This is a genomic window from Novosphingobium sp. BL-52-GroH (genome assembly GCF_044813085.1).
Lineage (GTDB): Bacteria > Pseudomonadota > Alphaproteobacteria > Sphingomonadales > Sphingomonadaceae > Novosphingobium.
This window is the reverse complement of the sequence record NZ_CP171152.1, coordinates 1465227-1489174: the sequence shown is the minus strand read 5'-3', so window position 1 is coordinate 1489174 and position 23948 is coordinate 1465227. Positions and strand designations below refer to the sequence as shown.

Sequence of the window (23948 nt, the reverse complement as noted above, 5' to 3'; positions counted from 1 at the left end):
CCGGTGGCGTGAGGCGCAAGTCTCGCAGGCCGTCGGCGATTGCCGGCGGCTACCGGATCAGAAGCTTTCGGCGAAGAAGTCCACCATCGCCTGCCAGCTTCGGCGGTTCGTGTCGGGCTGGAAGCCGAACGAGGCGTCCGCGGTAAGAGGGACGCTTTCGGCCGTGAAGGCGTGCCCGGTATGGCCGTAGGCGATGAGCTGCCAGTCGACGCCCGCCTCGGTCAGTTCGGTGGCGAGGGCGGCAGTCGCCTCGGGCGGGCAGAGCGGATCGTTCCAGCCGTGGCAGACCAGCAGCTTCGCCACCATCGCGGCATTGGCGAAGGGCGGGGCATCGTAGACGCCGTGGTTGACGACGCCGGCGATGTCCGCTCCCGAACGCGCCAGGTCGAGCACGCACTTGCCGCCGAGGCAGAAGCCCACCGCCGCGACCCGTCCCGGCCTGACGCCGGGCAGCTTGAACAGTTCGGCATGGTGGGCGATCAGCTTGTCGCGCATCAGGGCGCGATCGGCGGTCAGTTCCTGGAGCAGCCCGCTGCCCGATTCCATGTCGGTGCCGCGCTTGCCCTGGCCGTAGAAGTCGACCACCAGCACCTTGAAGCCGAGGGCGGCGATGCGTTCGGCCTTGTCGAAATCCCATTCCTTGGTGCCGAGGAAATTGGGGAAGAGGAGCACGCCGGGCTGCTCGCCGGCGGCCGGGTCGTACACTTCCATGGATTCGTAAGTGCCGCCCGGTGCTTCGTAGATGCGGACGTGCCGTTCGATGGCCATCGTGAGCCTTCCTTGTATGGTCTGTAAAACCGCACCGATAAACGCCCTAGCGCCTGACGTCACCACCGCTTGCGGAGAAGGCGTCGAGTTCGTCGCGCGTGACCAGGCCCATGTCGCCGGGCTGGGTGTGCTTGAGGACGGTGTAGGCAAGGCCGGCCTCGGCCATGGCGGCGATGTCGGCGCCTTCCAGCCACTTGTGGAGCACTCCGGCGGCGAAGGCGTCGCCGGTGCCGATGCGGTCGACGATGCCGGTGACGTCGACTTCGGCGGTCTGGTGGGCGTCCTCGCGCGCGTCGATGCGGGCGGCGATGCGGTGGTGGCCGGCGTTGACGACGTGGCGCGCGGTCGAGGCGATCAGTTGCAGGTTCGGGAAGGCGTCGAAGGCGGCGAGCGCGGCTTCGCGGCGACGGTCGGAGCCGTCGCCCGAGAACGGCTTGCCGAGCAGCAGCGAGATGTCGCGGTGGTTGCCGATCATCACCGTCGCCGCTTGCATCAGCTCGGTGAGCACGCGGCGCGGGTCGCTGTCCCAGGCGTCCCACAGCAGGGCGCGGTAATTGCCGTCGAAACAGATGGGCACGCCGGCGCTGGTGGCGGCGGTGACGGCGGCTTGCGCAAGCGCGACGCCCCCACGCCCCAGCGCCGGCGTGATGCCCGACAGGTGGAACAGTCGGGCTCCCTCGAGCGCGGAGGCGAAGTCGAAATCGCCCCCGGAGGAAAGGGCGAAGACACTGCCCGCGCGATCGTAGACGATCGACGAGGGCCGCAGCCCCGCTCCGCTCTCGAGGAAATAGAGACCCATGCGGCCGCCACGGTCCTTGGACGCGCGGCTGACGTGGGTGGTATCGACGCCCGCCGCGCCGAGCGCGGCGCGGGCCTTGTCGCCGAGCGGGCCGGACGGCAGGCGGGTGACCATCTTCACCCGGTGGCCCAGCGAGGCGAGGCCCGCCGCGACGTTCGCCTCGGCGCCGCCCACGACCATGTCGAGCGCGTCGCACTGCACCGTCAGGCGATGGCCGGGGGTGGCGAAGCGCAGCAGCACTTCGCCGAAGCAGGTGACGTGTCCGGTGATGGCAAAGGTCCTCGGGTGGGCGGCCGGTCAGCCGATATTGGCGCTCATCAGGAAACGCTCGCGGCTCTCGCGGGCCTTGCGCCTGAGTTCGGAAATGGCGTGTTCCTCGGTCGCATCGAGCATCGAGCCGAGCAGCCGGTTGAAGTGCTGGCGCATCGCGAGGCGCGCGCCCTGCGGGTCGTGCCGGCGCAGCGCCTCGACGACCGCGCCATGCTCGTCCTGCCGGGTCGCGCCGTCGTGATGGCACACGCTCTCGTGGGTGTGGCGAACCTCGGGCAGTTCGGTGCGCAGCCGCCAGAGCGTGCGGATGACATGGGTGATCGCGCCGTTGCCCGAAGCCGAGGCGATGGTCATGTGAAATTCGCGGTCGATCTCGGTCGATTTCTCGTCGTCCTGCTCCACCGCCATGGCTTCGAGCAGTGCGTCGAGCCGAGCCAGCGTTGCCTCGGTGATGACCGGCGCTGCCAGCGCCGCCGCCTCGGATTCGAACAGCGAGCGGGCTTCGGTCAGTTCTAGCGCGCTGACCTTGGGCAGCGCCTCGTCGTTGCGTTCGCTGCGCTCCGCCACGTAGACGCCCGAGCCGGTCTTGATCTTGATGACGCCGACCGCCTGGAGCGCGATTTCGGCCTCGCGGATGGTCACCCGGCTGACGTTGAACCGTTCGGCCAGCTCACGCTCGCCGGGCAGGCGCGTTCCCGGGGGGAATACCCCCTCGTCGATCAGCGCGACGATCTGGTCGGCAATGCCCTGGAACAACCTGTCAGCCATCGATTTGTCTCTCTCGTTACACCTTTGCCTATAGCTTCCATGCCAAATCGAAGCAATTGCCTGACCAGTTCGTCATGACGTCATCCCGGGCTTGATCCGGGACCGTCTCCATCACAGCTTCACCCGGACCCCAGCGAAGTAACGCGAGCCGTAGTAGTGGTACTGCCGGATGCTGCCCTGCACCGGCATGTCGGTGATCTTCGGCTCGTCGAACACGTTGGTGGCCTGCAACTGCAACTGGATCATGTTGCTGATGTCGTAGGACGCGCGCAAGTCCAGCGTCTGGTTGCCGCGCACGTAACGAAGCTGCGAGTTGCCGCCGACGAAGTCCTGGTAGTAGTTCGAGCGGTAGTTGTAGATCGCCTGGAGGTTCAGCCCGCCCAGCGAATAGTAGAGCTGCGCCGAGACGACGTGCTTGGAATAGCCCGAAAGGTTCGCTGCGGGGATCATGCCGGGCGTGGTCTCGCCGGTCTCGGGATCGTAGACGGCGCCTAGGCGGATGTCCTCGTTCTTGAAGTTGGAATTGGCGTAGTTGTAGCTGACTTTGCCGCCCAGCCCGTCCAGCGGCGCGGGCAGCCAGGAGAAGCGGTTGGCGAGCGTCACCTCGAAGCCGTAGACCCGGCTCTTTTCGGTGCTGTTCTGGGTCTGGACGACGGGGATCGAATAGTTCTGCCCGCCGATTGAGAAGTCTTCGTCGAGCACCACTGGGATGAAGCCGCCGGTGAACTGCTTGTAGTAGACGGTCGCCGAGAACAGCGAATCCTTGTTGAGATAGTATTCGAGCGATGCGTCCGCATTCCACGACATCAGCGGCTTGAGGCGCGGCGATCCGTTGGCGGTGATGAGGCTGATCGCGTCTGCCACCGAGGAGAAGTTGGTGCCATCCTCCAACTGGATCGTGCGGCCGGCGCCCAGTGCGCTGGGGGCGGGGCGCGACATCGCGCGGTAGCCGGCCAGGCGCAGCAGCAGGTCGGGCTTGAGTTCGAAGATCGCGTTGAGGCTGGGCAGGAAGCGCGTGGTCTTGCTCTTGATCGTGACCGTATCGAACACGCCGCTTTCGACCAGGCGGATCGAGCCGTCGCCGTTGGTGACCACTTGCAGGTCGGAGCGCAGGCCGTTGGAGGTCACCCTGGTCTGCACCGCGCGCACGCCGAAGTTGCCGCGGATCGGCATGTCGCCCAGGTTCCCCTCGTAGTTCGCCATGGCATAGGCGGCGAGCGTCCGTTCGGTGACGTCGCGGTTGGCGACCGAGCGGACGTCGGCGTTGTGGCCAGGGTCCTCCGTGCCGAGGTAGCCCTGGAACTGGCACACCGGATCGAACGTGGCCCAGCTCGAAAGCTGGTTGCCCGGGGCGTTCGAGAGGTAATCGGTCTGCGGGAAGATCGTGCGGCAAGCCAGGTTGACGTCGCGGTCGACGGTGCGGTCGTCCTGGGTGATCTCGACGCGGTCGTCGTAGTCCGAATACGTCAGCTTGGAGAAGCGGGCGCCCACCGCCAGGCTGCGCAGGAAGCCGTCCATTTCGTAGGTGGCGTCGAGGCGGCCGGCGATGATCTTGTTGCGGCGTTGCAGTTCGTCGCGGCGCAGGCGGGCATCGTCGCTGTAGAGCGCGTGGTCGTTGACGTCGAAGCGCGGGTCGATGGTGATCGTCGGCGCGTAGCTGCCCGGCGCCACGTCGTAGATGTAGCCGACGCGCTGGTTGTTGATCGCGGTGCGGTTGCCGTAGATGTCGAGCGGATCGGTGCGCAGGCGGACCGAGCGTTCGACGTCGGTGCGGATGGTGCGCGAGTACGAACCGTCCGCCTTGATCGTGAGGCGCTCGGTGGGGCGCCATTCGACGTTCATGCCGCCGCCCAAGTACTCCTCGTCGCGTTCGAGCAGGGTGCCGACCGATTCCAGCGAGGTCTTGCCTTCGACGTGGGTGAGGACGCCATTCTCGTCGACCTGCATGTTGGTGAGGCCGTAGCGCAGTTCGGACAGGTTCAGGTCGCGGCGGTTCTCGGCGTAGTCGCGCTTGGAGTATTGCACGTCCCAGTTGATGTCGAGGGTGGCACTCGGGCGCCACTGGATCGCGCCGAACACCGCGTCGCGCTTGTCGCTTTCGCTGATCTGGCGATAGGTTGCGGCATTGGGGACCAGAGCGAACGGCGTGCCGGCGGCGGCCTGTGCGCGGGTGACTTCCGAGCAGTTGCCGGCGGGGACGGCGATGGCCGGGTTGCAGGCGACCCAGGTGGAACTGGCGGCGTACGTCTCTTCGGGGTTGTTGGTCTTGTTGCGCTGGAAGCCGACCGCGATGCCGATATCGCCCAGTGGCCCAGCATCGAACTGATCGACGTAGCTGGCGGTGCCGCGCCAGCCCCAGGCGCTCGAACCGATGATACGGTCCTGGTAGGGGCTGTAGTTGGTCTTCATTTCGAGCTGGATACGGCGCTTCTTGAAGTCGAGCGGCTTGATCGTGCCCAGTTCGATCGTGCCGGCGACGCCGCCTTCCACGAGGTCGGCCTGCTGGGTCTTGTAGATCTTGATGCCGTTGACGAGTTCGGACGGGAACTGGTTGAAGTTCACCGCGCGGTCGCCGCTCCCGTTCGAGGCGTCGCGGCCGTTGAACGTGGTGTTCGACAGGAACGAGCCGAGCCCACGCAGCGAAATTTCGGAAGCGCCGCCCTTTTCGCGGTGCGATGTGGCGCCGGTGATGGTCTGGATCGCCTCGCCTACCGAAAGCGCCGGCAGGTCGCCCACTTCGGTGGAGGAGAGGGAATCGACGATCGCCGTCTCGCGGCGCTTTTCGCTGATCGAGGTCTGCAGCGTTTCGCGAAAACCCGTGACGATGATGTCGGGCGCGGTGGCGCCGCCGAGGTCCTGCGGGGCCTGCGTGGCGGGTTCGCCAGCCTGCTCGGGCGCGGTGTCCTGCGCGAAGGCGGGGGTGGCGATGCAGGCGATGCCCACCAGCAGCGAGCGACGGATGGAGCGGCGCTGGGATGCCCACTTTGTAGACCGCGTCATGATTCCTCTTCCCTTTGGATATTTTCATGATTGCTGACCAAATTTCGCATTTGTGTCAATCCATATTTATAGTCCAATATTGGAAATATGGTCATGCAAAATTGGTATGACGATTTGCAGCCTCCGTTTTCCAGGACCTGATCCGGTACTGCAGGCAGCGCCAGGGGGCTTGAGCACACAAGCCACGCCGCAGTGGCCTGCGGTAAGCTCTCGCCCGAAGTGTACCTCACGGTCCCGGATCAGGTCCGGGATGACGGGGCTTATGGCGCGATCTGGCTGCGCAGCTCCGGCACCGCGCGGGCGAGGTCGCGGGCGACCAGCGTGGCGAAGAGATCGGCGCCGGCATCGCCGACGTGGGTATAGTCGAACTTGCGCTGGAACTGGCCGCGCGGGCCGTCGGGAGTGGTCGGCAGGTCGGGCAGGCGGGCCTCGGCGGCGGGCCGGGGCTTGAGGGTGGTGCCGGTGCGGGCTGCGTTGCGCTCGGTGTCGTTGGGGGCCGTCTGGGCCAGGGCCATGGACGGTTCGGGGCCCAACTGCTGCACAGCGGCGGCGCTGGCGGCGTTGAGGTCCACCAGCGGGACCTTGAGAGCACTGGCCACTTCGCGGACTTTTGCGGACCACGGCTCCAGCGTGTTGTTCAGCTTGCCCTTCACGAACTCGCGGCGGGTCAGGGGGGTGAGGAGGACCGGGATCGCACCGGCCTGGCGGACCTCCTCGACCATGCGGCGCAAGTTGGCGGGGAACTCTTTGTCCATCTCGGTCCAGCGTTCGGCGACGGTGGACTGGTCGTTGTGGGCGAACTGGAGCAGCACGTAGGTCCGTCGGTATTCGGGGACCCGCGCCTCGGCGAGAGCGATGTCCCAGGACCCTTCCTGACGATAGCTGCGCGTCGATCGCCCGCCCCGGCCGAGGTTGAGGCAGGCGACCGACGACTTGACGTGATGCGCGCAGAACAGCGAGGCCCAGCCGCTCATCGGCGCCATCGTGGAATCGCCCACGAGGACGATCTTGTAGGGCACCAGCTTTTCCGCGTCGGTTCGCACCGTGCGGCCCTTGCTGCTGTCCGGATCGCCGTTGGAATCCTGGGCTCCCGCCCCGGCTGCGAGCAGCGCCAGCGCCGCTGCCGCCATCCATGCCTTGCGCATCATCGTCGTCGCTCCGGTTACGAGAAGAACAGGCCGCCGTTGATGTCGAGGTTCACGCCGGTCAGGAACGCGGCCTCCTCGGACAGCAGGAAGGCGACGGCGGTAGCGACTTCGTCGGGATGTCCTTCGCGGCGCAGCGGGGTGTTGCCGGCGGTGGCGGCGCGGCCTTCGGGCTTGGAGAAGATGTCGTGGAAGCTGGTGCCGATCAGGCCCGGGCACACCGCGTTGACGCGGATGCCCTGGGGGCCCAGTTCCTTGGCCCAGCCGCGCGTCAGGGTCATCATCGCGCCCTTGGAGGCGGCATAGATCGTGGCGCCCGGGCCGCCGCCGTCACGGCCGGCGAGCGAGGCGATGTTGACCACCGCGCTGCCGTTGGCAAGGTGCGGCAGGGCGAACTTGGTGACCAGGAAGGCGGACTTGAGGTTGAGGTCCATGACGTGGTCGAAGAACGCCTCGTCCATCTCGGCCAGCGTCTTGCGCGCGACCATGCCGCCGGCGAGATTGACGACGAAGTCGATGGTATCGCCATAGGCGGCGGTGGTAGCGGCGATCAGGCCGGTAACGCCCTCGGCTCGGCTGACATCGGCCTGGTGGATGATCGCGGTGCCGCCGGCGGCCTCGATCTCGGCAAGGGTTTTTTCGGCTTCCGCGCGGTTGCTGTGGTAGTTGATGACCACCTTGGCGCCTTCGCGGGCGAGCTGGAGCGATACCGACTTGCCGATATCGCGGCCGCCGCCGGTGACGATGGCGATCTTGTCCTTGAAACGCATGGGCTTAAACCTCGTTATTTGGTTGAGAGGGGGAGGTGATCGGCGCGATCCGGCCGCCGAGCAGCCAGACGCACAGGAGGGATACGGGCACCAGCGCGGCGGCCAGCGCGAAGATCGGGGCGTAGCCGTGTTCGGTCATCACCGGGACCAGCCAGGTGGTGACAAGCGTTCCGGCGATCGCGGCGGTGCCGCCCAGGCCGGCCAGCGAGCCGACGGTGCCGCCGCCGAAGTAGTCGGCGGGCAGGGTCTGGATGTTGTTGATCGCCATCTGGAAGCCGAACAGGATCACCGCGATCAGCAGCACCGCATAGAGCGGTGTCGCGGCGGTCATCGTCAGCAGCAGCGGGGGCAGCATGATGACGCAGCCCAGCGTGATCGCGAGCTTGCGGGCGAAGTTGACGCTGCGTCCGCGCTGGATCAGCCAGCCCGAAAGCCAGCCGCCGGTGAGGCTGCCCGCCATCGCGCCGACGAAAGGCACCCAGGCGAACAGGCCGATCTGCTGGACGTCGAAGCCGAAGGTCTCGGCAAGGTAGATCGGTAGCCACGAGACGAACAGCCACCACACGGGATCGAGGAAGAAGCGGCCCAGGATGATCGCCCAGCTCTGGCGGTGGCGCAGCATCTCGGTCCAGCCGGGGGCATACCCTTGCGCCTTCACGGTGGTTTCGCCGGCCTCGTTGCCCAGGATGTGATCGCGTTCGGCCCGGGTCAGCCAGGGGTGGGCGTCGGGGTCGGCGCGGTAGAAGAACAGCCACGGCAGCAGCCACAGGAAGCCGAGAATGCCGATCACCAGGAACGTCGTGCGCCAGCCGAAGCCGGTGAACAGCAGCGCAACCAGCGGCGCCGAGACGATCGCGCCCAGCGATGCGCCGGCGTTGAAGATGCCTTGCGCCAGCGCGCGCTCCTTCTGCGGGAACCACAGCGCGTTGGCTTTGGCGGCGCCGGGCCAGTTGCCCGCCTCGCTGACGCCCAGCGTCACCCGCAGCACCGAGAGCAGCCCGATCGAGCGGACCACCGAATGCAAGCCGATCGACAGCGACCAGAACAGGATCGAGGCGGCAAAGCCCATGCGCGTGCCGATCACGTCGAAGATCTTGCCGAACACCGACTGGCCGAAGGCGTAGGCGATCATGAAGATCGTCACCAGCAGGGCGTAGTCCGACTTGTCGGCGCCGATCTCCTTGGAGACGGCCGGCCACATGACGGCCAGCGCGTTGCGGTCGATGTAGTTGATGACCGTCGCCAGCCCGATCAGGCTGATGACCATCCAGCGCATGTTCTTCACTTCACGGCCTCCAGATCGAAGCGGCTGACCGGGCCTTTCCAGCCTTGCGCCTTGCCGGCGATCTTCGCCGAATGACTGCGTGCGGGGTCGGTATCGTCGGCCAGCGCGAGCACGATCCGGCGCCCGTCGCGCAAGGTGATCGTCACCAGGTCCGTGTCGGCCTGTCGTTCGTGGACGAGCGATTTGACCGCGCTGGCGCTGCCGGTGGTGGTCTCGGCCGCGGCGTCGTAGCGGCCGTGCGGTTCGAGCAGGCTGACGAAGGCGGCATCGCGCGCGCCGTCGAGCCGCTGGATCACGAAAGGCTCGCGCCGCAGGTTGAAGCGCGGGTCGTTGGCGCCGCTTTCGCCCAGGATCATCGTCACGCCGGGCGTGGCGACGCGGTAGCTGTAGAAGCGCCCGTCCTCGATCCAGGTGACGACGCCGTCGTCGGCCCCGGGCTTGCCCGTGGCGTCGACCCACAGGTGCTGGTAGCCGTTGGCCTTGCCCAGCACCGGGCGCGTCGCGACGTTGGACTGCAGCGGGAATCCGGTGTCGATGAGGTGGCCTGCAAAGTGCAGGGGCAGGTCGTAGCGCGCCGGTTTGCCGCCCTTCACCTTGAGCAGGTCGAGCACCATCGGGCTTTTGAGGCCTTCGACCTCAACCTGCACCAGCGCGCGCCGGAACGTCACGCCCGGATAGGCGCCGGTCATCTCGGCGATCGAGGCGCGGGTGGGGCCGTCGCCGGAAAAATAGAGCTGGCGCGGGGCGAGGGTGTCGGCCAGCTTCTCGTTGCCGTCGAAGTGGCTGGCCTCGTTCACCACGAGGGTGTTGTGGGCGACGGTCTGCTTGGCCCAGCTCTCGTTCTCGGGCAGGTAGCGGCCGCCGTCCTTCGCCTCGATGTTGAGGAAGCGCGCTGCACCGTAGTCGGTGACGATCGCCTCGCCGTTGTCGTAGAGCAGCCAGTTCAGCTTGTCGAAATGGCCGTGGCCCATGCCCTGCGCGGTGTTCTTGGCGACGAGGACCTGGTCCTTGTCGCCGGGTCCGGTGCGCAGGATCGCAAGGCCGCCCCGGTCGCCGCCGGGCCCGTCGCGCAACAGCATCGAGGCGAAGGGGAAGCGTTTCGCCTTGCCCCCCGCCAGATCGCGCGCGACTTCGAGGCCCTGCGGGGTGAGCACCGTTCTTCCCTGCCATTGCGCGATCGAAAGCAGCGCCGGATCGTGCGTCATCGCATAGCCTGTGGCGACGGCCTGGTAGAGTTCCTCGGTGCGCAGGCTTTTGTCGGGCATCGCGTCGTTGAGGGGGAAGAAATAGCCGTCGTAGGTGAGTTGGATCGTCGTGCGGATGGCTTTCAGGACAATGCCGTCGCGATAGGCGAAGATGCGGCGCTGCGGTTCGTTGGCCTCGATCGCATCGGCGAAGATCACGAAGGGTTGCAGGGCATAGCGCTGGTAGTAGGGCCCTTCGGCATAATAGCCATCGGGCGAGAACAGCAGGTCGAGCTGGCGCAGGAACCCGGCCTTGCCGCTCTTGTCGAGGCCCAGCAGCGCCTTGTCGACGAGGTCCTGGTCGCGCAGGACGTAGCCGGTCATGCCGACCCCGGCATTGGCCCAGGTCGCGTGGTTGTGGATGCGGTCGAACACCTTGGGCGAGCCGGTCGAGAGGAACTGCGCCATCTTGCGGAAGACGTTGTCGTCGATCGTCTTGCGGTCCTGCGGGGTCAGCGCCTCGCGCACCGCGTCGTAGCCCTGGATGCCGTAGACCAGCCAGACGCTGTCGTTGAGGCTCTGCCAGAACAGGCGGCCGGCGGCCTGGTTGGAGGCGGCGGGGTGGGCGCCCAGTGTGGGGTAGAGCTTCGCATAAGCCAGCAGCATGTCGCGTGCGTAGTCGGCATAGCGGCGCTCGCCGGTGATGCGGTAGAGCAGGCCGGCGCCGTAGAGCGCCTGGTAGTTGCGCTTGTGCTGTTCGTGGCTGGCGCCGCCGCCGGGGTCCCTGGGGACGGGCACGTCGATGCCCTTGCCCATCGCCGCGTCCACTTCCTTGCGGGTGCGGGCGAGGTCGCCGGCGAACAGTGGATAGCGCTCGGCCTGGGTGGCGAGGGCGGAGAGCTTGCCTGCGTCCATCAGCACGGGATGGCCATCGTCAGGGGCGGCGGCGTGGGCGGTGAGCGGCGTCAGCGCCAGCAGCGCGGCGCCCAGGAAGAACGAGCGGGCAATCATGAGGCGTCTCCGCTGCGAAGGTTGTCGGACACCTGCACGTTCGGGGTGCCTTGCGGATAGAGCTTGGTGATCCTTGGCTCCGGGGTGTCGATCAACCGGTTGCCCACGATCCGCGTCTGCGGCGCGCCGACGCTGTGGGCGACGGCGATCGCAGCGCTGCGGCGGAAGGTGTTGCTCTCGATTACGGCGGACTGGACGCCCGAGAGGCCGAGTTCGCCGCCTTGCGTGACTGCATTGCCGGTGAAGGTGAACTGCGGACCGAAAGTGCTCTCGTCGGTGCCGCCGCGCAGGATTTCGGCGAGACCGCCGACGCGCTCGAACTGCGATCCGGTGATGCGGATGGCTTCGGCCGCGTAGAGGCCCTTGGCTCCGGTCTCCGCCGCCGCGGCCAGCACTGTACCGGAGAGGCCGGACACTGTGACGCCCTGCAACGCGATGTGATCGGCGAAGGTCCCGGCGGTGGTGGCGATCAGGTCGAAGCCCGGTGCGCCGTCCATGCCGGCGAAGGCGGTGCCGTCGATTTCCACCGCGTAGTTGGCGATGGTCGAGGCAGGGGCCGAGCGCACCACGGCATTGCCCGCCTGCCGCGGCGCGTCGTCGCCCCGGATGGTCAGGCCCTCGATCCGGAGGCGACCGCCTTCCTCGAGGGCGAAAAGCGTGGGCGCGGCGAAGACGATCTCAGCGTCCCTGGGCCCGGCGAGTGTCAGGGGCACCGTTATGTGCAGCGGCGCCGCGACGGCGTAGCGTCCGCTCTCGAGCCGGAGCACATCGCCCGCTTCGGCCCGGGCGACCGAATCGGCGAGCCCGTTCCGCGCTACGGCGAGGGTCCGGCCGGTTCCGAAAGCGGCCTTGTCCGCCACTTTTGCGTACCAGCTCGGCCCGACGTCACCGAGCGTCACCGGCTTGAGATCGCGCGGTGCGCCAAGCTTGGCCAGCGCGGGGTCGGTGGGATAGAGCAGGCCGTTGGACGCCCGGGCCAGCGCCACGCGGCCATGGCGAAGACCTTGTGAAAGCGCCGCGGGCACGATGGCATCGGTCACGTTATCGGCCAGCGTCATCCCGCGCATGTCGGCGTCGATGCGGAAGAGGTCGGGCGCGCCCGTCACCAGGTTGCCCTGCATCCCGCTTTGCGACGGCGGGGCCGAGCGCTCCGCATCCGCGCCTGCCCCGAGCGTGACCCGGGCCGCATCGAAGATCGAATTGCCGGCGATCGAGGCGCGCGAGACCGGATGATAGCGATTGATCGCGGAGCCCGGCACCCCGTTCATCACCGCGAGCGCGCTCGTGAAATCGGTTCCCGCCAGGCCTTCCATGTAGTTGTCGCGCACTATCTGCCGTGCGTTGATGACCCGGACGCCGCCCGTATGGAGCTTGCCGCCGCCCAGGAAGACGTTGCGTTCGACCAGGTTGCCGTTGCCGTGGCGCAGCACGACCGAACCCTGCGAGCGATAGATCAGGTTCCCCCGCACGACGTTGCCGCCCGACTTCACCGAAACGATCTCGACCTCGCCGTCACAGCGGTCGAACACGTTGCTTTCGACCACGGTTGCGGAATCCGACAGGGATTCCTCGCTGGTGCCGATGCGGATCGTCTCGCCGCCGTTGGAGCCCAGGGGCGGGCGCGGACCGAAGTAGTTGTGGTCTATGAGATGGCGGTTCGCGTCCGGTTGTCCCTTGGGCCGGATGACGGCGAGCGTGACGCCCGCGTTGCCCTTGCCCGCGAACCAACTGTGGTCGACGCGGTTGTCGTGGCCATAGAGCGAGACCCAGCGGTCCTCCTTGCGGCGGTCGGGTGGGTTGAAATGGTCGACGACGACTTCGGTGAGCCGGGAATGCGTGGCGACGTTGCGCGAATCGCGCCGGAAACTGACGACTTCGTCGCCCGGGGCGTGGCCGTTGCGGAACACCAGGCCCGACACCACGAGATAGGACCCGGACATCCGGAGGCTGGACGTGCCGGAAAGGATGACCTTGCCCTTGGTCTGGGCGGCAAGGGTGATCGGGCGGGTCGCGGTGCCCGTGCCTTCGAAGAGAACGGCGAAGTCCTTCCATTCCCCGTCGACGAGGCGGACCGTGTCGCCGGGTTTCACCCTCGCGAGGGCGGCGCGGTATTCCGCCTGGGTGCGGACGAGGTAGTCACCGGCCCATGCCTGGCCGGAAATGCCGGCGAGCAGTGCAGCGCCGCATGCAAATCTGATCGAACGGGCCTTCAACGCAAAATCCCCTTCCGTCCTGAAGCCGCCTCAAGGTCGGTCTTAGGGATTGGCCTACATCCTAATGCGGAGAAGTGCAATATATGTTCATACCTTGAATCGTATATTGGACTGAACAAATGGCATGTTAAAATGGTAAGTATGATTTGGCGGCCATGTTCCTACCGCAATCGCCCCTTCGACTGCGTCAGCGCCGCCTGCGCACCGGCTGCGCCAACGGGGAGGAGTTCGCACCGGCAGCTTTCCGGCATAGCCCGTCATCCCGCGAAAGGCGGGGTCCCACGCGTGTCGGGCTGGCTACGGTTTCGGGATGGGGGCTGGGTATGGCGCAGGGGGCACCTGGGTCCTGCTGCCGCTCGAACCGTCGGCGGTCATGCCCCGCTTGATCGGGAGAGACGCCCTTAGCTTGGCGGCACGCGGGAGAGCGGGCCGCTTTCCTGAGTGCCGCACACAGCACGAATATCTCGCCGTCGCCCGGCCGGGTTCGTAAGAATACTCAGGAATTATATTTTTGAAATGCAAGGCATATATCTGGACAGCAATTCTTCCGTTGCGGTAAACCCCACCCAAACGGGGGTGTGTCATTTCAATTCGTCGACTGCTGGTCGCGACGATGCTGGCGGGCATCGTGAGCGGTGCCGGTGCACAGGACACGGGCGTCTTGCCGCCGCCGGTTGTTGCGCAAACGCATCTGTCGGCCGCGCAAGTCTTCGCGCTGGCCGGGCAAGCGCGCGAGAAGGGTGATTTCGCCACCGCCGAGACCGCCTATGCCGCATTGACGCGCGATCCTGACATCGAGTTGCGCACCGAGGCGCGTTTCCGTCTCGGCCTGATGCTGGCCGACGATCTCAAGCGCTACGGCGATGCCGCGCTCGAATTCCGCCGCATTCTCGACGACAAGCCCGGCGCGGCACGCGTGCGTCTGGAGCTGGCGCGCATGCAGGCGATGCTCGGCAACATGGGCGCGGCCCGCAAGGAACTGCGCGCCGCGCAAGCGGCGGGGCTACCCTCGGCGGTGGAACAGCTGGTGCGCTTCTATTCGCGGGCGCTCAATGCGCGAAAGCCGCTGGGCGGGTCGATCGAAGTGGCGATCGCACCGGACAGCAACATCAACCGGGCCACGCGATCGGACACCCTGGGCACCGTGATCGGCGACTTTACGCTCGACGACGACGCCCGCGCGCAGTCGGGCGTGGGTCTCGACCTGCAGGGGCAGGGTTACTTCCGCCTGGGTATCGAGCCGGGTACCGACCTGCTCGTGCGCGCTTCGACCGATGCGAAGCTCTACCGCGAGGCAGACTTCGACGACGTGACCGTGGCGTTGCAGGCCGGGCCGCAGTACACTTGGGGCGGCAACCAGTTGACCTTTTCGGCCGGCCCGGCGCGGCGCTGGTACGGGCGACAGCTGTTCAGCACCACGATAGGGGGCGGGGTGAGCTGGCAGCGGCCGGTGGGCAAGCGCGGGCAGGTGCGCCTCGACGGCAATATCGCCCATGTAAACAACCGCCGCAACGCGTTGCAGACGGCGGACGACTTCACGCTCTCCGCAAGCTTCGATCGGGCCTTCAGTGCGCGCTTCGGCGGCGGTGTGCAGGCCTTCGGGTTTCGCGAGGCGGCGCGCGATCCGGGCTACTCGCTGGCGATGGGGGGAGCCTCGGCTTATCTGTTCCGCGAGCTGGGGCGCACGACGCTGGTGGGCACGTTGGGATACAGCCACCTCGAAGCCGACGCGCGACTGTTCCTCTACCCGAACCGGCGTGTCGAGGACCGTTACAGCGCCAGCATCGCGGCGACCTTGCGGGCGTTGCACCTGGGCAGCTTCGCGCCGCTGGTCCGCCTCAAATGGGAGCGCAACCGCTCTTCGATCGAGATATACGACTACCGCCGCGTGGCCGCCGAGTTCGGCGTGACGTCGGCGTTCTGAGCAAGGGCAAGGTTCATGACTTCGATGAGTATCGCGCGTCTTTCGGCGACGGCTTCGCTGGCCGCCCTCAGCCTCACGCTCTCTGCCTGTGGCGGCGGCGGGGGAAGCACAACCAGTACGCCCGTGCCTCCGACGCCGACGCCCACTCCCACTCCCACTCCCACTCCCACTCCCACTCCCACTCCCACTCCCACTCCCACACCGACGCCTACACCTACACCTACACCTACGCCTACGCCTACGCCCACACCTGCACCGGTCCAACCCGTCAGGAAGCCCAGCGTCACGACCAGCTTTTCGGCCGAAGCGAACCTGTCGGGTGCTACCTACGATGTGGGGCGGGTGAAGTCGGCGTCGGGCGGGAAAGCGGCCAGTGCAACCCTTGCCTACGACGCGGTCTCCGACAGCGTCACGCTCACCGCAGATGCGGAGGCAACCACCTTCACGCCCGCCGACGTGGCGATCGAGGCCTCGAACCTTACCCGATATGAGAAAACCGCAGGGGACACCACGACCAGGCTGGACCTGAACTGGGGCTATCGGTCCGAGTGGACCACTGCCCCCGAGTACGTGGCGCTCGGGCAGATGTTGGTCCGGCAGCGTGACGTGCCGACCGGCATCGACACGTTCCGCTCGATCGATTTCGCCTTCGGACTGCCCAGCGAGGCATCGACGGTGCCTCGCACCGGAGGCGCATCCTACGCGCTTTCGTTCATGGGCACCCGGACCTCGCTGGCAACCGACAGCCTGCTCCAGATGGGCGGCAGCGGAACCGCGCTGGTGGATTTCGCCGGAGGTTCGCTGGAGATCGTGGGTAAGACGTATTCGTTCAACTGGCCCAGCGGTGGCATCATGGGCGTGGAAAGCCCAGGGGACGTCAAGGCGAAGGGCACGATCGCCGCAGGCGAGAACCGCTTTGCCGGCACCTTCACCGCGACCGCGGGGACTGCAGATACCTACGCGGGCGATCTTGACGGGGGATTCTACGGCCCCGGCGCCAAGGACATCGGCGGGACGCTCTACGGTGCATCGGGGCCGCTGTTCTTCAGCCTCGCGTTCGCCGGATACGGCATCGCCAAGACTTATGCGGACGATACCCTTGCCAATCTCGAAGGAACGACCCGCTTCCGCACCGCCGAGGCATCCTTCACGCCCCAGCCGCTGGGCAATCCGCTGGGCGAGGCGATCATCTACAACGCCGTGACGCAGACCTACGTCGTCGGCGGTCAAGGAATCCCGCTGGGGTTCGGCATCACCTACGGGCCGGCGAACCGGACGCCCGACAAGGATACTCCGGACATGCGCACCTACGGCGCCGCCCAGGCGACGGTGGACGGGAAAATACAGTACACGATGGGCGTCTTCGACGGGAAGGCGCAGGGCATCGAACTGACCTACGCCAGTTTCATGCAGGTTTCTGCCGTTCGAACCGACCTCGACGGCAAAGTGATCGACCAGGGAAGCGGATACATCGGCTTCGGCAACGCCACCGCGCCGGACCAGATGCCGCGAACCGGCAGCGCCAGCTTCGCGGGCCTGCTCTTTGGCGACATCACCGACGGCAAGAAGTCGCTGGCATCGCTGAACGGCCGCTCCGAGCTGACCGCCAACTTCGCCACCGGCGCGCTTGCAGCCAGCCTGTCCCCCGTAAGGCTCGATGCGGGCGGTGGTTCGACCGCCCTGGGCAAGTACGAGTTCAACGGCGCGATCGACACCTACGCCGCGTCATTCGCGGCAGCGTGGAGCGGCGGGGCCGGGAGCCTGGCCGGCCGTTTCTATGGCGACAAGGCGCAGGAATATGCAGCGGCATTCAATGTGCAGGACCCGGTCCTGGGCCAACTTGTCGGTGTTGCCCTGGGCGCTCGCAAATGATCTGGCAGGGGGACGGACGGGTCGGCGATGCCGGGTGGAGAAGAAGGCCGGTCCCTCAATCAAATTTACGATGAGCATACGAGCAGATCGGCCGAACCTGGCGTGGGTTCGGCCGTCCGAGTGAGGCAGGCAGGGATGACGATGCAACGGAATTTCATGGGCGCAGCCGCGCTAGGCATGGCACTGGCACTTTCGGCGTGCGGCGGCGGCAGCGGAGGCGTGAACAGCACGCCGACGCCGACGCCGACGCCGACGCCCGCTCCGACCCCCACCCCGACGTCCCCTGCGCTCGGCGTTACCACGGGCACCACCGCGTTCGCGACCTCATCAACGCATACGACGCAGCGCCTTGCAGAGCAGGGCGATGTGGTGACGACCTCATCGGCGCAGAGTGCGGCGCTGACCTTCCGCTACGATGCCGGTGCCAAGGCCTATTCGGTCTCCGGCAGCGGCGTTTCCTCGACCTTCGGCAAGGAGCAGTCCCTCGGTGACAACGAGACCGGCGATGCCCTCTTCAGTCGCCAGTTCGAGGGTGGCCGGGAATCACTCACCCTGTTCAACCCGCAGCGGCTGGGCGGCGGCACGCGGAGTGTTTCCCTCGGCCTGTGGCAGCGACGCACCGGCACCAGCGATTTCCAGTTCGACGTCTTCGTCTACGGCTTTCCCACCAAGACGGCCGACGTTCCCGTCAGCGGAAGCGCGACGTACGACGTCGACCTGTTCGGCGTCGCTTCTCCCATCGGATACTTCCCGCGCAGCGTCATTGGCGACGGCACTTTCTCGATCGATTTCGCCCATGGCCTTTTCGCCATGTCGGGGCAGGCGGGCGAGTACAACAACGATGCCGACTATTCGACCTGCTGCGCCACCTGGCAAGGCGCGGGATACCTTGGTTCGAACGGCGGGCTTAGCGGCTATTTCAACTTCGGCGGGCGCGAAGGAAACAGCTATCGCTCCTCGATCTCCGGCTCGCTCTACGGCCCGGGAGGCGCGGAAGTGGGCGGAACCATCCTGGGGTACGATGGATCGGACTCCACATTCACGGGCGCCTTCGCCGGCACGCGCCTGCGCGACGGCATCGACGGCAGCCTGACCGTCCTGGACCAGGGTGCGCGCAAGTACTATTCGTTCCAGGGAACATCGGCCGCTTCGCAACGAGCCGGAGCAACGTCTGCAGAGAGCGGGACCTATTACTTCCCCGCAACCTTCGGGAGCGTCGAGTTCGACGCCGATGGCGGCGTGACGCCCATGTTCCTCATCAACGATCCCCGCTTTCAGAACGTGACCTTCCGCCAGGCCGACCGGGTCGCCGCGCAGAGTGACAGCCGCTTCGACGTCTACGAGGTGCACAACGACAACGGCAATTATCGGCTCGAGATGTTCAGGCCCGGCGCCGGCAATCCCGAGATCGCGCTGACGTACAGCAGCTTCGGCCACTGGCGCGAAGATCGGCCCATCGGCGAGGTCGTGCGGCAGAGCCTGTCCACTTGGTTCTCCTACGGGGTCCGTACCGTCTACGGCACGCTGCCATCCAAGGGCACAGCGCATTTCGACGCCACCGTGTTGGGATCTGGCGAACGCCTTGCCGACATGGCGCAGCTCACGTTGAAGGGGACGTCCGCGATTGATATCGACTTCGCGACCGCCAGGATCGACGGCACCTTGAACGCGACCGCCTGGACGGCGGCGAACGAGCGTATCAACCTTCCCGCCATGACGTTCGGTGCCACGGGCAACGCTTACTCCTTCGATACCTTCCTCTTCGATGCCCCCGGGCGCAGCGGCGGTTCCATTCGCGGCAGCCTCTATGGCCCTGGAGGAGAGGAGATCGGCGGCGCGTTCGAGTTCTACACGTCGGCCTCGCCGGGCGCACCGGGGGAGACCCTGTATTCGGGTGCCTTCTTCGGCAAACGAAATTAGAGTGCGACCGTCCCCCGCTACGGGGAGCGGACGCAACGAGCGTCTTCGTGACCGAATGGGCGTACGCCGTTCACCGTGAAGGCATTCGGCAACTGCGGCACATGTGCGCCAGGGAGGGCTACGCTGCTGCAACAGCCAGGGCCTGTGCCCGGCGGCGCATGGCCAAACGCCCGACGCCAACCTTCGCGCGGAATTACATAAAAGTGCCGCCCGAGCGGCAGGAAAAACACGGACACGAGCCGGAATCGAATAAACCAATTAAACTTTTCTATTACAGGCGCTTAATTATTTGTCAGACAAATAAATCCATCAGGTGATCCATCGCTATTGTAGTTCTCGCCGGTTCGATTCTTTGTCCACTTTGGCGGTTTTGCAACTACAACGCTGTTCTGCTTTTAAATCAAAGGGTTGGGTCAGAATTTTGCCGTCAATTTTGAGGCGGTCAGCGAATCTCCGGCGTTGCTCGCGTGACAATTGATGGACAAAGGCTCCGAACCGAATTTCCGATTCCGTCTAATACTCTGAAAATATTCGATTAAGGCCGACCGCGAATGACGAGTTCCGGCGGAAAAGGATATGGGAGATGTTCGACAGACAATGCCAGCCAGCTTGGTAAAAGGCGGTGCCGATCCGAAGGCGTGGGCAAACAGTCGCTGAACGTCGGTTATTGCGAATCTCTCGCATGTTGCCTAATGGCGCCTTCGTAACAACATGGGGATGTGTCTTGGCAAAAAAGGCGCTCACTCGCCTTTATGCCGCGCATCGCCGAGGCATACGTGCGTATCTCACCAAGCGGCTGGGCGATCCGGCCCTGGCCGACGACCTGACGCAGGAAGCATTCCTGCGGATGACCGAAGGCGGTGGAGGCGCTATCGCCAATGGTCGTGCCTGGCTCTATCGGACAGCCCATAATCTTGCGGTCGATCATAGTCGGCAAAGCTTTCGCCGGCGGACTGATACGGTAGATGCAGACAGGCTCGCGGACATTCAGGACCAGTCCCCGTCACCAGAAGACATTGCCGCAGATCGGGCTGAGCTGGAGCGTCTGAGGCGGGTGATCGAGGAATTGCCGGAGCGCACGCAACAGGTCTTCGTAGCAGTCCGCATCGACGGCGCCACCTATGCCGAGACCGCTGAACGGCTGGGCATATCGGATTCATCCGTGCAGAAGCATCTTGCCCGCGCTGTCCATCACGTCATGCGGCGCATGAAGTCATGAGAAATTTCGCGCTCCATTTTACTGACACAGCCCTCTTCAGACGTTCTGGTGAAACGGGGAAAAAAGCCCGTGCCCGTCTGTCCGATAGGGAGAAACGATAGCATGTCCCGGGATCAGCAGGAAAGCGAGGCGGCCGGGCGGCAAGCCGCAGAATGGATCGTGCGCCTAAGCGACGAGTGCGTCACCCCGGCAACGCATATCCGGTTCGAACAATGGCTTGCCGAGCGCCCGGAAAATGCCGCCGCTTACAAAAGCGCTGAGTTGGCTTGGACGCAAATGGGCGCGCTGGGTCCCGATCCAGGCTCTCTCGGTCGCTTCAGCCAAAGCCAGGCCAGCCAGTCTGTTACGAAGAGGCACGGGTCGGTGGGCTGGAGATATCCCGTTGCATTATCGGCGGGCATCGCGGCGTGCCTGGCCTTTGTCACAGCCTGGGTCGGTGATCCGATCGTGTATCTCCGTGCAGATTTCCGGACGCAGATCGCCCAAAACGGATCATTCCGCCTAGAGGACGGAAGCCATGTCGATCTTGGCCCGTCCAGCGCCATTGCCGTTCGCTTCGACAACGCGGCCCGGCGCGTGGAACTCCTGTCCGGGTCGGCCTATTTCCGCGCGGTTCCCAAGGCGCGCGCCGGAAACCGCCCCTTCATCGTCGACGCGGAAAACGGCGCGTCCCAGGCCCTTGGCACCCGCTTCCAGGTCGAGCGCACCCCTGGCGGTGTCGTGGTCACGGTCATGGAGCATCAGGTCGCTGTCGCCGCCTCCAATGCCTCAACACCGATACGACAGTATGTCATATCGCCCGGGCAAAGGGTGAAATATGGCCGGGACGGACAATTTGGCGCGATCGAACCGGCCAATGCCGATCTCGCGCTGGCTTGGCGATCGGGACAGTTGGTATTCGATCGTGCGCCGCTCTCGGACGTGATTGCGGTACTTAATCGTTATCGTGCGGGCCGAATCCTCATCGTCGGCAAAGCGCTTGCGGCGCAACGGGTCAGCGGCGTGTTCGAAAGGAATGACATTGACGGCGCAATCGACGCTCTGGCCAGCGAAGTGGGGGCAACCAGGATCAGCGCGCCCCTGCTGACGGCGCTTTACTGACTGCCCCAAATCGCGGGATCGCCTAAAATTCCGGGCTGCGAAAAAAACTTTACCGACTTCCATCGCCTCAGACGTCTTGGCGGCAAGCTAATGCGAATGATTATCGCATTAGGTCACGACGTCATTTCGAAAGGGTGTTTCATGGGGGTTATCCAAAAGTCGCGCGCGGTTCAGGGCAATAGTCTGCTGGCCCTGACGGCATGTGCGGCAGCGTTAGCCGTTGGCAGCATCGCCGTGCCAAATGCCGCGCTCGCGCAGACCGCGAGCGCGCGTCAATTCGACCTCGACATTCCGGCCCAGGATCTGAACACCGCGCTTCTGGTCCTGACCCAGCGCGCCAGCCTCCAGATCGTCTATGAGGCCGACAAGGTCGCCGGCCGCCGCAGCACCGCCGTCAAGGGAAGAATGGCCCCCATAGAGGCGCTGTCCCGCCTCCTGACCGGATCCGGACTGACATTCCGGATGACGGGCGCCAACCGTGTCACCATCGAGCAGGCGCCTCAGGCAGCGGATAGCGCGATCCAGCTCGGCCCGGTGCGCGTTGAAGGCGACAGCGCGGCAGGGGGCTCCGCCTCCCTGATGCAGCAATCCGCCAGCGTTTCGCCCCCAGGCTATGTCGCGACGCGCACCGCCACGGGCAGCAAGACCGACACGTCGATCCTGGACGTGCCGCAGACCGTCAATGTCGTGACCCGTGACGAGATGGACGACAGGGGCGTGACCGACTTCAATGCCGCCATCGCCTATACGCCGGGTATCCGCGCGGTCGATTATCCGGGCGGGCAGGGGTCTCCGGATATCTATATCCGCGGCTTTCGCGCCTTCAATCTCTATGGCCTTTACAAGGATGGCCTTCGTAGCGGTTTTAACCAATATGACACCGACATCGAACAATTCGCCTATGAGCGCATCGATATACTAAAAGGTCCGGCCTCCATCCTCTACGGACAGGCCGCGCCGGGCGGGCTGGTCAACTTGATCACCAAACGCCCCACGGAAAAGCCCTATCACGAGTTGCAGCTTGAAGGCGGTAGGTTTGGCCGCAAGCAGGTGGCTGCCGATGTCAGCGGCTCCTTGTCGGGCGACGGGGCGCTGACCTATCGCCTGACCGGCCTGTACCGCGATAGCGGCACGCAGATCGACCATTCCCCGGATGATCGCATCTACATCGCTCCGGCCCTGACCTGGAAGCCCGCCGATGGCACCAGCCTCACTGTGCGGGGCAACTATCAAAGGACCGTTAAGGGCGGCGCTGAACAGAGCCTGCCGATGGTGGGTACGATCTTCCCCTATACAACGCGGACGGGCCGTTTCCCCTCCAGCCTGTTTCTAGGCGAACCGGGCATAACCCGATATGAGGTCAACAATTACACCATCGAGTATGACTTCAGCCAGGTGTTTGGCGAATGGACGTTCCGGCAGAACGCCCGCTATTCGCATGCTGATGTCGATTATGTTGCGAGCGGCTATCGCTCGTTCACGGAAACGACCGCAACTTTCGGCTTCCAGAAGCGGCCCAAGACCACCGATAGCTTCCTGATCGACAGCAATGTCGCAGGCACGGTTATGACCGGAACGATCGAGCACAACCTCATCGTCGGGCTCGATTATGGCCAATATGATGGCAAGGAGAGCCGTCGCGGCGCCACGAACCATGTGATCGACATCGCCAATCCGGTCTATGGTGCTCCGGTTGTCTGGAACGTCAACCTCACCACCGATACCCGCAGCCGGGTCGTCCAGACGGGGATCTACGCGCAGGACCAGTTGAAGCTGGGTGGTTGGGTGCTGTCGATCGGCGGGCGTCAGGACTGGGTGGGTTCGAAGGACAACAACTATCTGGCATCGACACTCAGCAAGGCGGATGATCATGCCTTCACCGGACGGGTCGGGCTGATCTATCAGTTCGAAAACGGTCTTGCGCCCTATGTCAGCTATTCTACCTCCTTCCAGCCTTCCTCGGGCGTCGATTTTTCCGGCAATAGCTTCAAGCCCACGACCGGACGGCAGTGGGAAGGCGGGCTGAAATATCAGCCGCTCGGCTTCAATGGCCTGTTCACGGCCTCGCTGTTCGAAATCACGCAGCGGAATGTGACGACCACCGATCCGGTGAACAGTGGTTACTCGATCCAGGAAGGCGAAGTGCGTTCGCGCGGCTTCGAGTTCGAGGGCAAGGCGAACCTCCTGCATGGGCTGAACCTGATGGCCGCCTACAGCTATACCGATGCGATCGTCACCGAAGACAACGCTAATGCATCCGGGATCAGCAAGGTCGGATCGCGCATGGCGTCCGTGCCTCATCATCAGGCATCGGCTTGGCTGGACCATGCATTCGATCGCGGTTTTGCCGATGGGCTGAAGCTGGGCGGCGGCGTGCGCTATATCGGCAGTTCGATGGGGGTGATGAACACGACCAGCGGCATCCAATATGACGTCCCCGGATACACGCTGTTCGATGCCGCCATATCCTATGACTTTGGTCGGCAGCTGCCCGGCGCGAATGGCCTGACGCTGACGGTCAGCGGCACCAACCTCACCGACAAGCGCTATTTCACGCCGGGCTTCTATTATAATTCGGTTTTCTACGGGAACAGGCGCGCGATCAACGCGCGCCTCAGCTACCGCTGGTAATCACATCGCCCCGGTTCATCGTCTGACGGCGCGAACCGGGGCGACCCATGGCGTCCCTCATGATGGCC

Annotated in this window: 16 protein-coding genes; 7 read left to right on the top strand and 9 right to left on the bottom strand. The window is 65.2% G+C overall.

The features are described 5' to 3' along the window. Positions 1 to 57: 57 nt before the first annotated feature. The 9 genes from ACFFDA_RS19715 to ACFFDA_RS19675 form a co-directional block, all read right to left on the bottom strand. The gene (locus ACFFDA_RS19715) at positions 58 to 768 is read right to left on the bottom strand and encodes a dienelactone hydrolase family protein (protein ID WP_404482458.1); all 711 of its coding nucleotides are present in this window, start codon (positions 766 to 768) and stop codon (positions 58 to 60) included. Positions 769 to 814: 46 nt separating this feature from the next. Continuing rightward, a complete protein-coding gene (locus ACFFDA_RS19710) occupies positions 815 to 1837 on the bottom strand; it encodes a sugar kinase (RefSeq protein ID WP_404482797.1) in 1023 nt (340 codons plus the stop codon). A 27-nt stretch (positions 1838 to 1864) separates the two neighbouring features. Continuing rightward, a complete protein-coding gene (locus ACFFDA_RS19705) occupies positions 1865 to 2605 on the bottom strand; it encodes a FadR/GntR family transcriptional regulator (protein ID WP_404482457.1) in 741 nt (246 codons plus the stop codon). 111 nt (positions 2606 to 2716) lie between these two features. Then, positions 2717 to 5605: a TonB-dependent receptor gene (locus tag ACFFDA_RS19700; protein WP_404482456.1), complete on the bottom strand. Its 2889-nt coding sequence runs from the start codon at positions 5603 to 5605 to the stop codon at positions 2717 to 2719. 260 nt (positions 5606 to 5865) lie between these two features. After that, positions 5866 to 6753: a rhamnogalacturonan acetylesterase gene (locus ACFFDA_RS19695; protein ID WP_404482455.1), complete on the bottom strand. Its 888-nt coding sequence runs from the start codon at positions 6751 to 6753 to the stop codon at positions 5866 to 5868. Positions 6754 to 6767: 14 nt separating this feature from the next. Then, positions 6768 to 7520, bottom strand: coding sequence for an SDR family NAD(P)-dependent oxidoreductase (locus ACFFDA_RS19690; protein WP_404482454.1), 753 nt, complete (start codon positions 7518 to 7520; stop codon positions 6768 to 6770). A 4-nt stretch (positions 7521 to 7524) separates the two neighbouring features. Continuing rightward, positions 7525 to 8796 (bottom strand): MFS transporter, encoded by a 1272-nt coding sequence (locus ACFFDA_RS19685; RefSeq protein ID WP_404482796.1) that lies wholly within the window; start codon positions 8794 to 8796, stop codon positions 7525 to 7527. Positions 8797 to 8801: 5 nt separating this feature from the next. Beyond that, complete coding sequence (locus tag ACFFDA_RS19680) at positions 8802 to 11000, bottom strand: heparinase II/III family protein (RefSeq protein ID WP_404482453.1); 2199 nt, start codon at positions 10998 to 11000, stop codon at positions 8802 to 8804. Then, on the bottom strand, positions 10997 to 13213 hold the full coding sequence (locus ACFFDA_RS19675; protein ID WP_404482452.1) for a chondroitinase-B domain-containing protein: 2217 nt from the start codon (positions 13211 to 13213) through the stop codon (positions 10997 to 10999). The genes ACFFDA_RS19680 and ACFFDA_RS19675 overlap by 4 nt, the downstream gene beginning before the upstream one ends. A gap of 628 nt (positions 13214 to 13841) precedes the next feature. On the opposite strand from ACFFDA_RS19675, the gene ACFFDA_RS19670 reads away from it, so the two are divergent. The 7 genes from ACFFDA_RS19670 (at position 13842) to ACFFDA_RS19640 (ending at position 23880) form a co-directional block, all read left to right on the top strand. Beyond that, positions 13842 to 15137 carry a surface lipoprotein assembly modifier gene (locus tag ACFFDA_RS19670; protein ID WP_404482451.1) on the top strand — a complete coding sequence of 432 codons (1296 nt, stop codon included), beginning with the start codon at positions 13842 to 13844 and terminating at the stop codon, positions 15135 to 15137. Between the two features lie 342 nt (positions 15138 to 15479). Further along, positions 15480 to 17009, top strand: coding sequence for a transferrin-binding protein-like solute binding protein (locus ACFFDA_RS19665; protein ID WP_404482450.1), 1530 nt, complete (start codon positions 15480 to 15482; stop codon positions 17007 to 17009). Positions 17010 to 17150: 141 nt separating this feature from the next. Next, entirely contained in the window at positions 17151 to 18929 is a 1779-nt protein-coding gene (locus ACFFDA_RS19660) for a transferrin-binding protein-like solute binding protein (protein WP_404482449.1), read from the top strand. 47 nt (positions 18930 to 18976) lie between these two features. Beyond that, positions 18977 to 19246 (top strand): hypothetical protein, encoded by a 270-nt coding sequence (locus ACFFDA_RS19655; protein ID WP_404482448.1) that lies wholly within the window; start codon positions 18977 to 18979, stop codon positions 19244 to 19246. A gap of 407 nt (positions 19247 to 19653) precedes the next feature. Beyond that, entirely contained in the window at positions 19654 to 20148 is a 495-nt protein-coding gene (locus tag ACFFDA_RS19650) for an RNA polymerase sigma factor (protein WP_404482447.1), read from the top strand. 102 nt (positions 20149 to 20250) lie between these two features. Beyond that, complete coding sequence (locus ACFFDA_RS19645; RefSeq protein WP_404482446.1) at positions 20251 to 21249, top strand: FecR family protein; 999 nt, start codon at positions 20251 to 20253, stop codon at positions 21247 to 21249. Positions 21250 to 21345: 96 nt separating this feature from the next. Further along, on the top strand, positions 21346 to 23880 hold the full coding sequence (locus ACFFDA_RS19640; RefSeq protein ID WP_404482445.1) for a TonB-dependent siderophore receptor: 2535 nt from the start codon (positions 21346 to 21348) through the stop codon (positions 23878 to 23880). The last annotated feature ends 68 nt before the right edge of the window (positions 23881 to 23948 follow it).

What these genes read in the sequence shown, in the direction of transcription:
- ACFFDA_RS19695 (WP_404482455.1), bottom strand. Translation starts at nt 6,753, where the DNA reads ATGATGCGCAAGGCATGGATGGCGGCAGCGGCGCTGGCGCTGCTCGCA.
- ACFFDA_RS19705 (WP_404482457.1), bottom strand. Translation starts at nt 2,605, where the DNA reads ATGGCTGACAGGTTGTTCCAGGGCATTGCCGACCAGATCGTCGCGCTG.
- ACFFDA_RS19645 (WP_404482446.1), top strand. Translation starts at nt 20,251, where the DNA reads ATGTCCCGGGATCAGCAGGAAAGCGAGGCGGCCGGGCGGCAAGCCGCA.
- ACFFDA_RS19700 (WP_404482456.1), bottom strand. Translation starts at nt 5,605, where the DNA reads ATGACGCGGTCTACAAAGTGGGCATCCCAGCGCCGCTCCATCCGTCGC.
- ACFFDA_RS19680 (WP_404482453.1), bottom strand. Translation starts at nt 11,000, where the DNA reads ATGATTGCCCGCTCGTTCTTCCTGGGCGCCGCGCTGCTGGCGCTGACG.
- ACFFDA_RS19715 (WP_404482458.1), bottom strand. Translation starts at nt 768, where the DNA reads ATGGCCATCGAACGGCACGTCCGCATCTACGAAGCACCGGGCGGCACT.
- ACFFDA_RS19640 (WP_404482445.1), top strand. Translation starts at nt 21,346, where the DNA reads ATGATTATCGCATTAGGTCACGACGTCATTTCGAAAGGGTGTTTCATG.
- ACFFDA_RS19685 (WP_404482796.1), bottom strand. Translation starts at nt 8,796, where the DNA reads ATGCGCTGGATGGTCATCAGCCTGATCGGGCTGGCGACGGTCATCAAC.
- ACFFDA_RS19690 (WP_404482454.1), bottom strand. Translation starts at nt 7,520, where the DNA reads ATGCGTTTCAAGGACAAGATCGCCATCGTCACCGGCGGCGGCCGCGAT.
- ACFFDA_RS19660 (WP_404482449.1), top strand. Translation starts at nt 17,151, where the DNA reads ATGCAACGGAATTTCATGGGCGCAGCCGCGCTAGGCATGGCACTGGCA.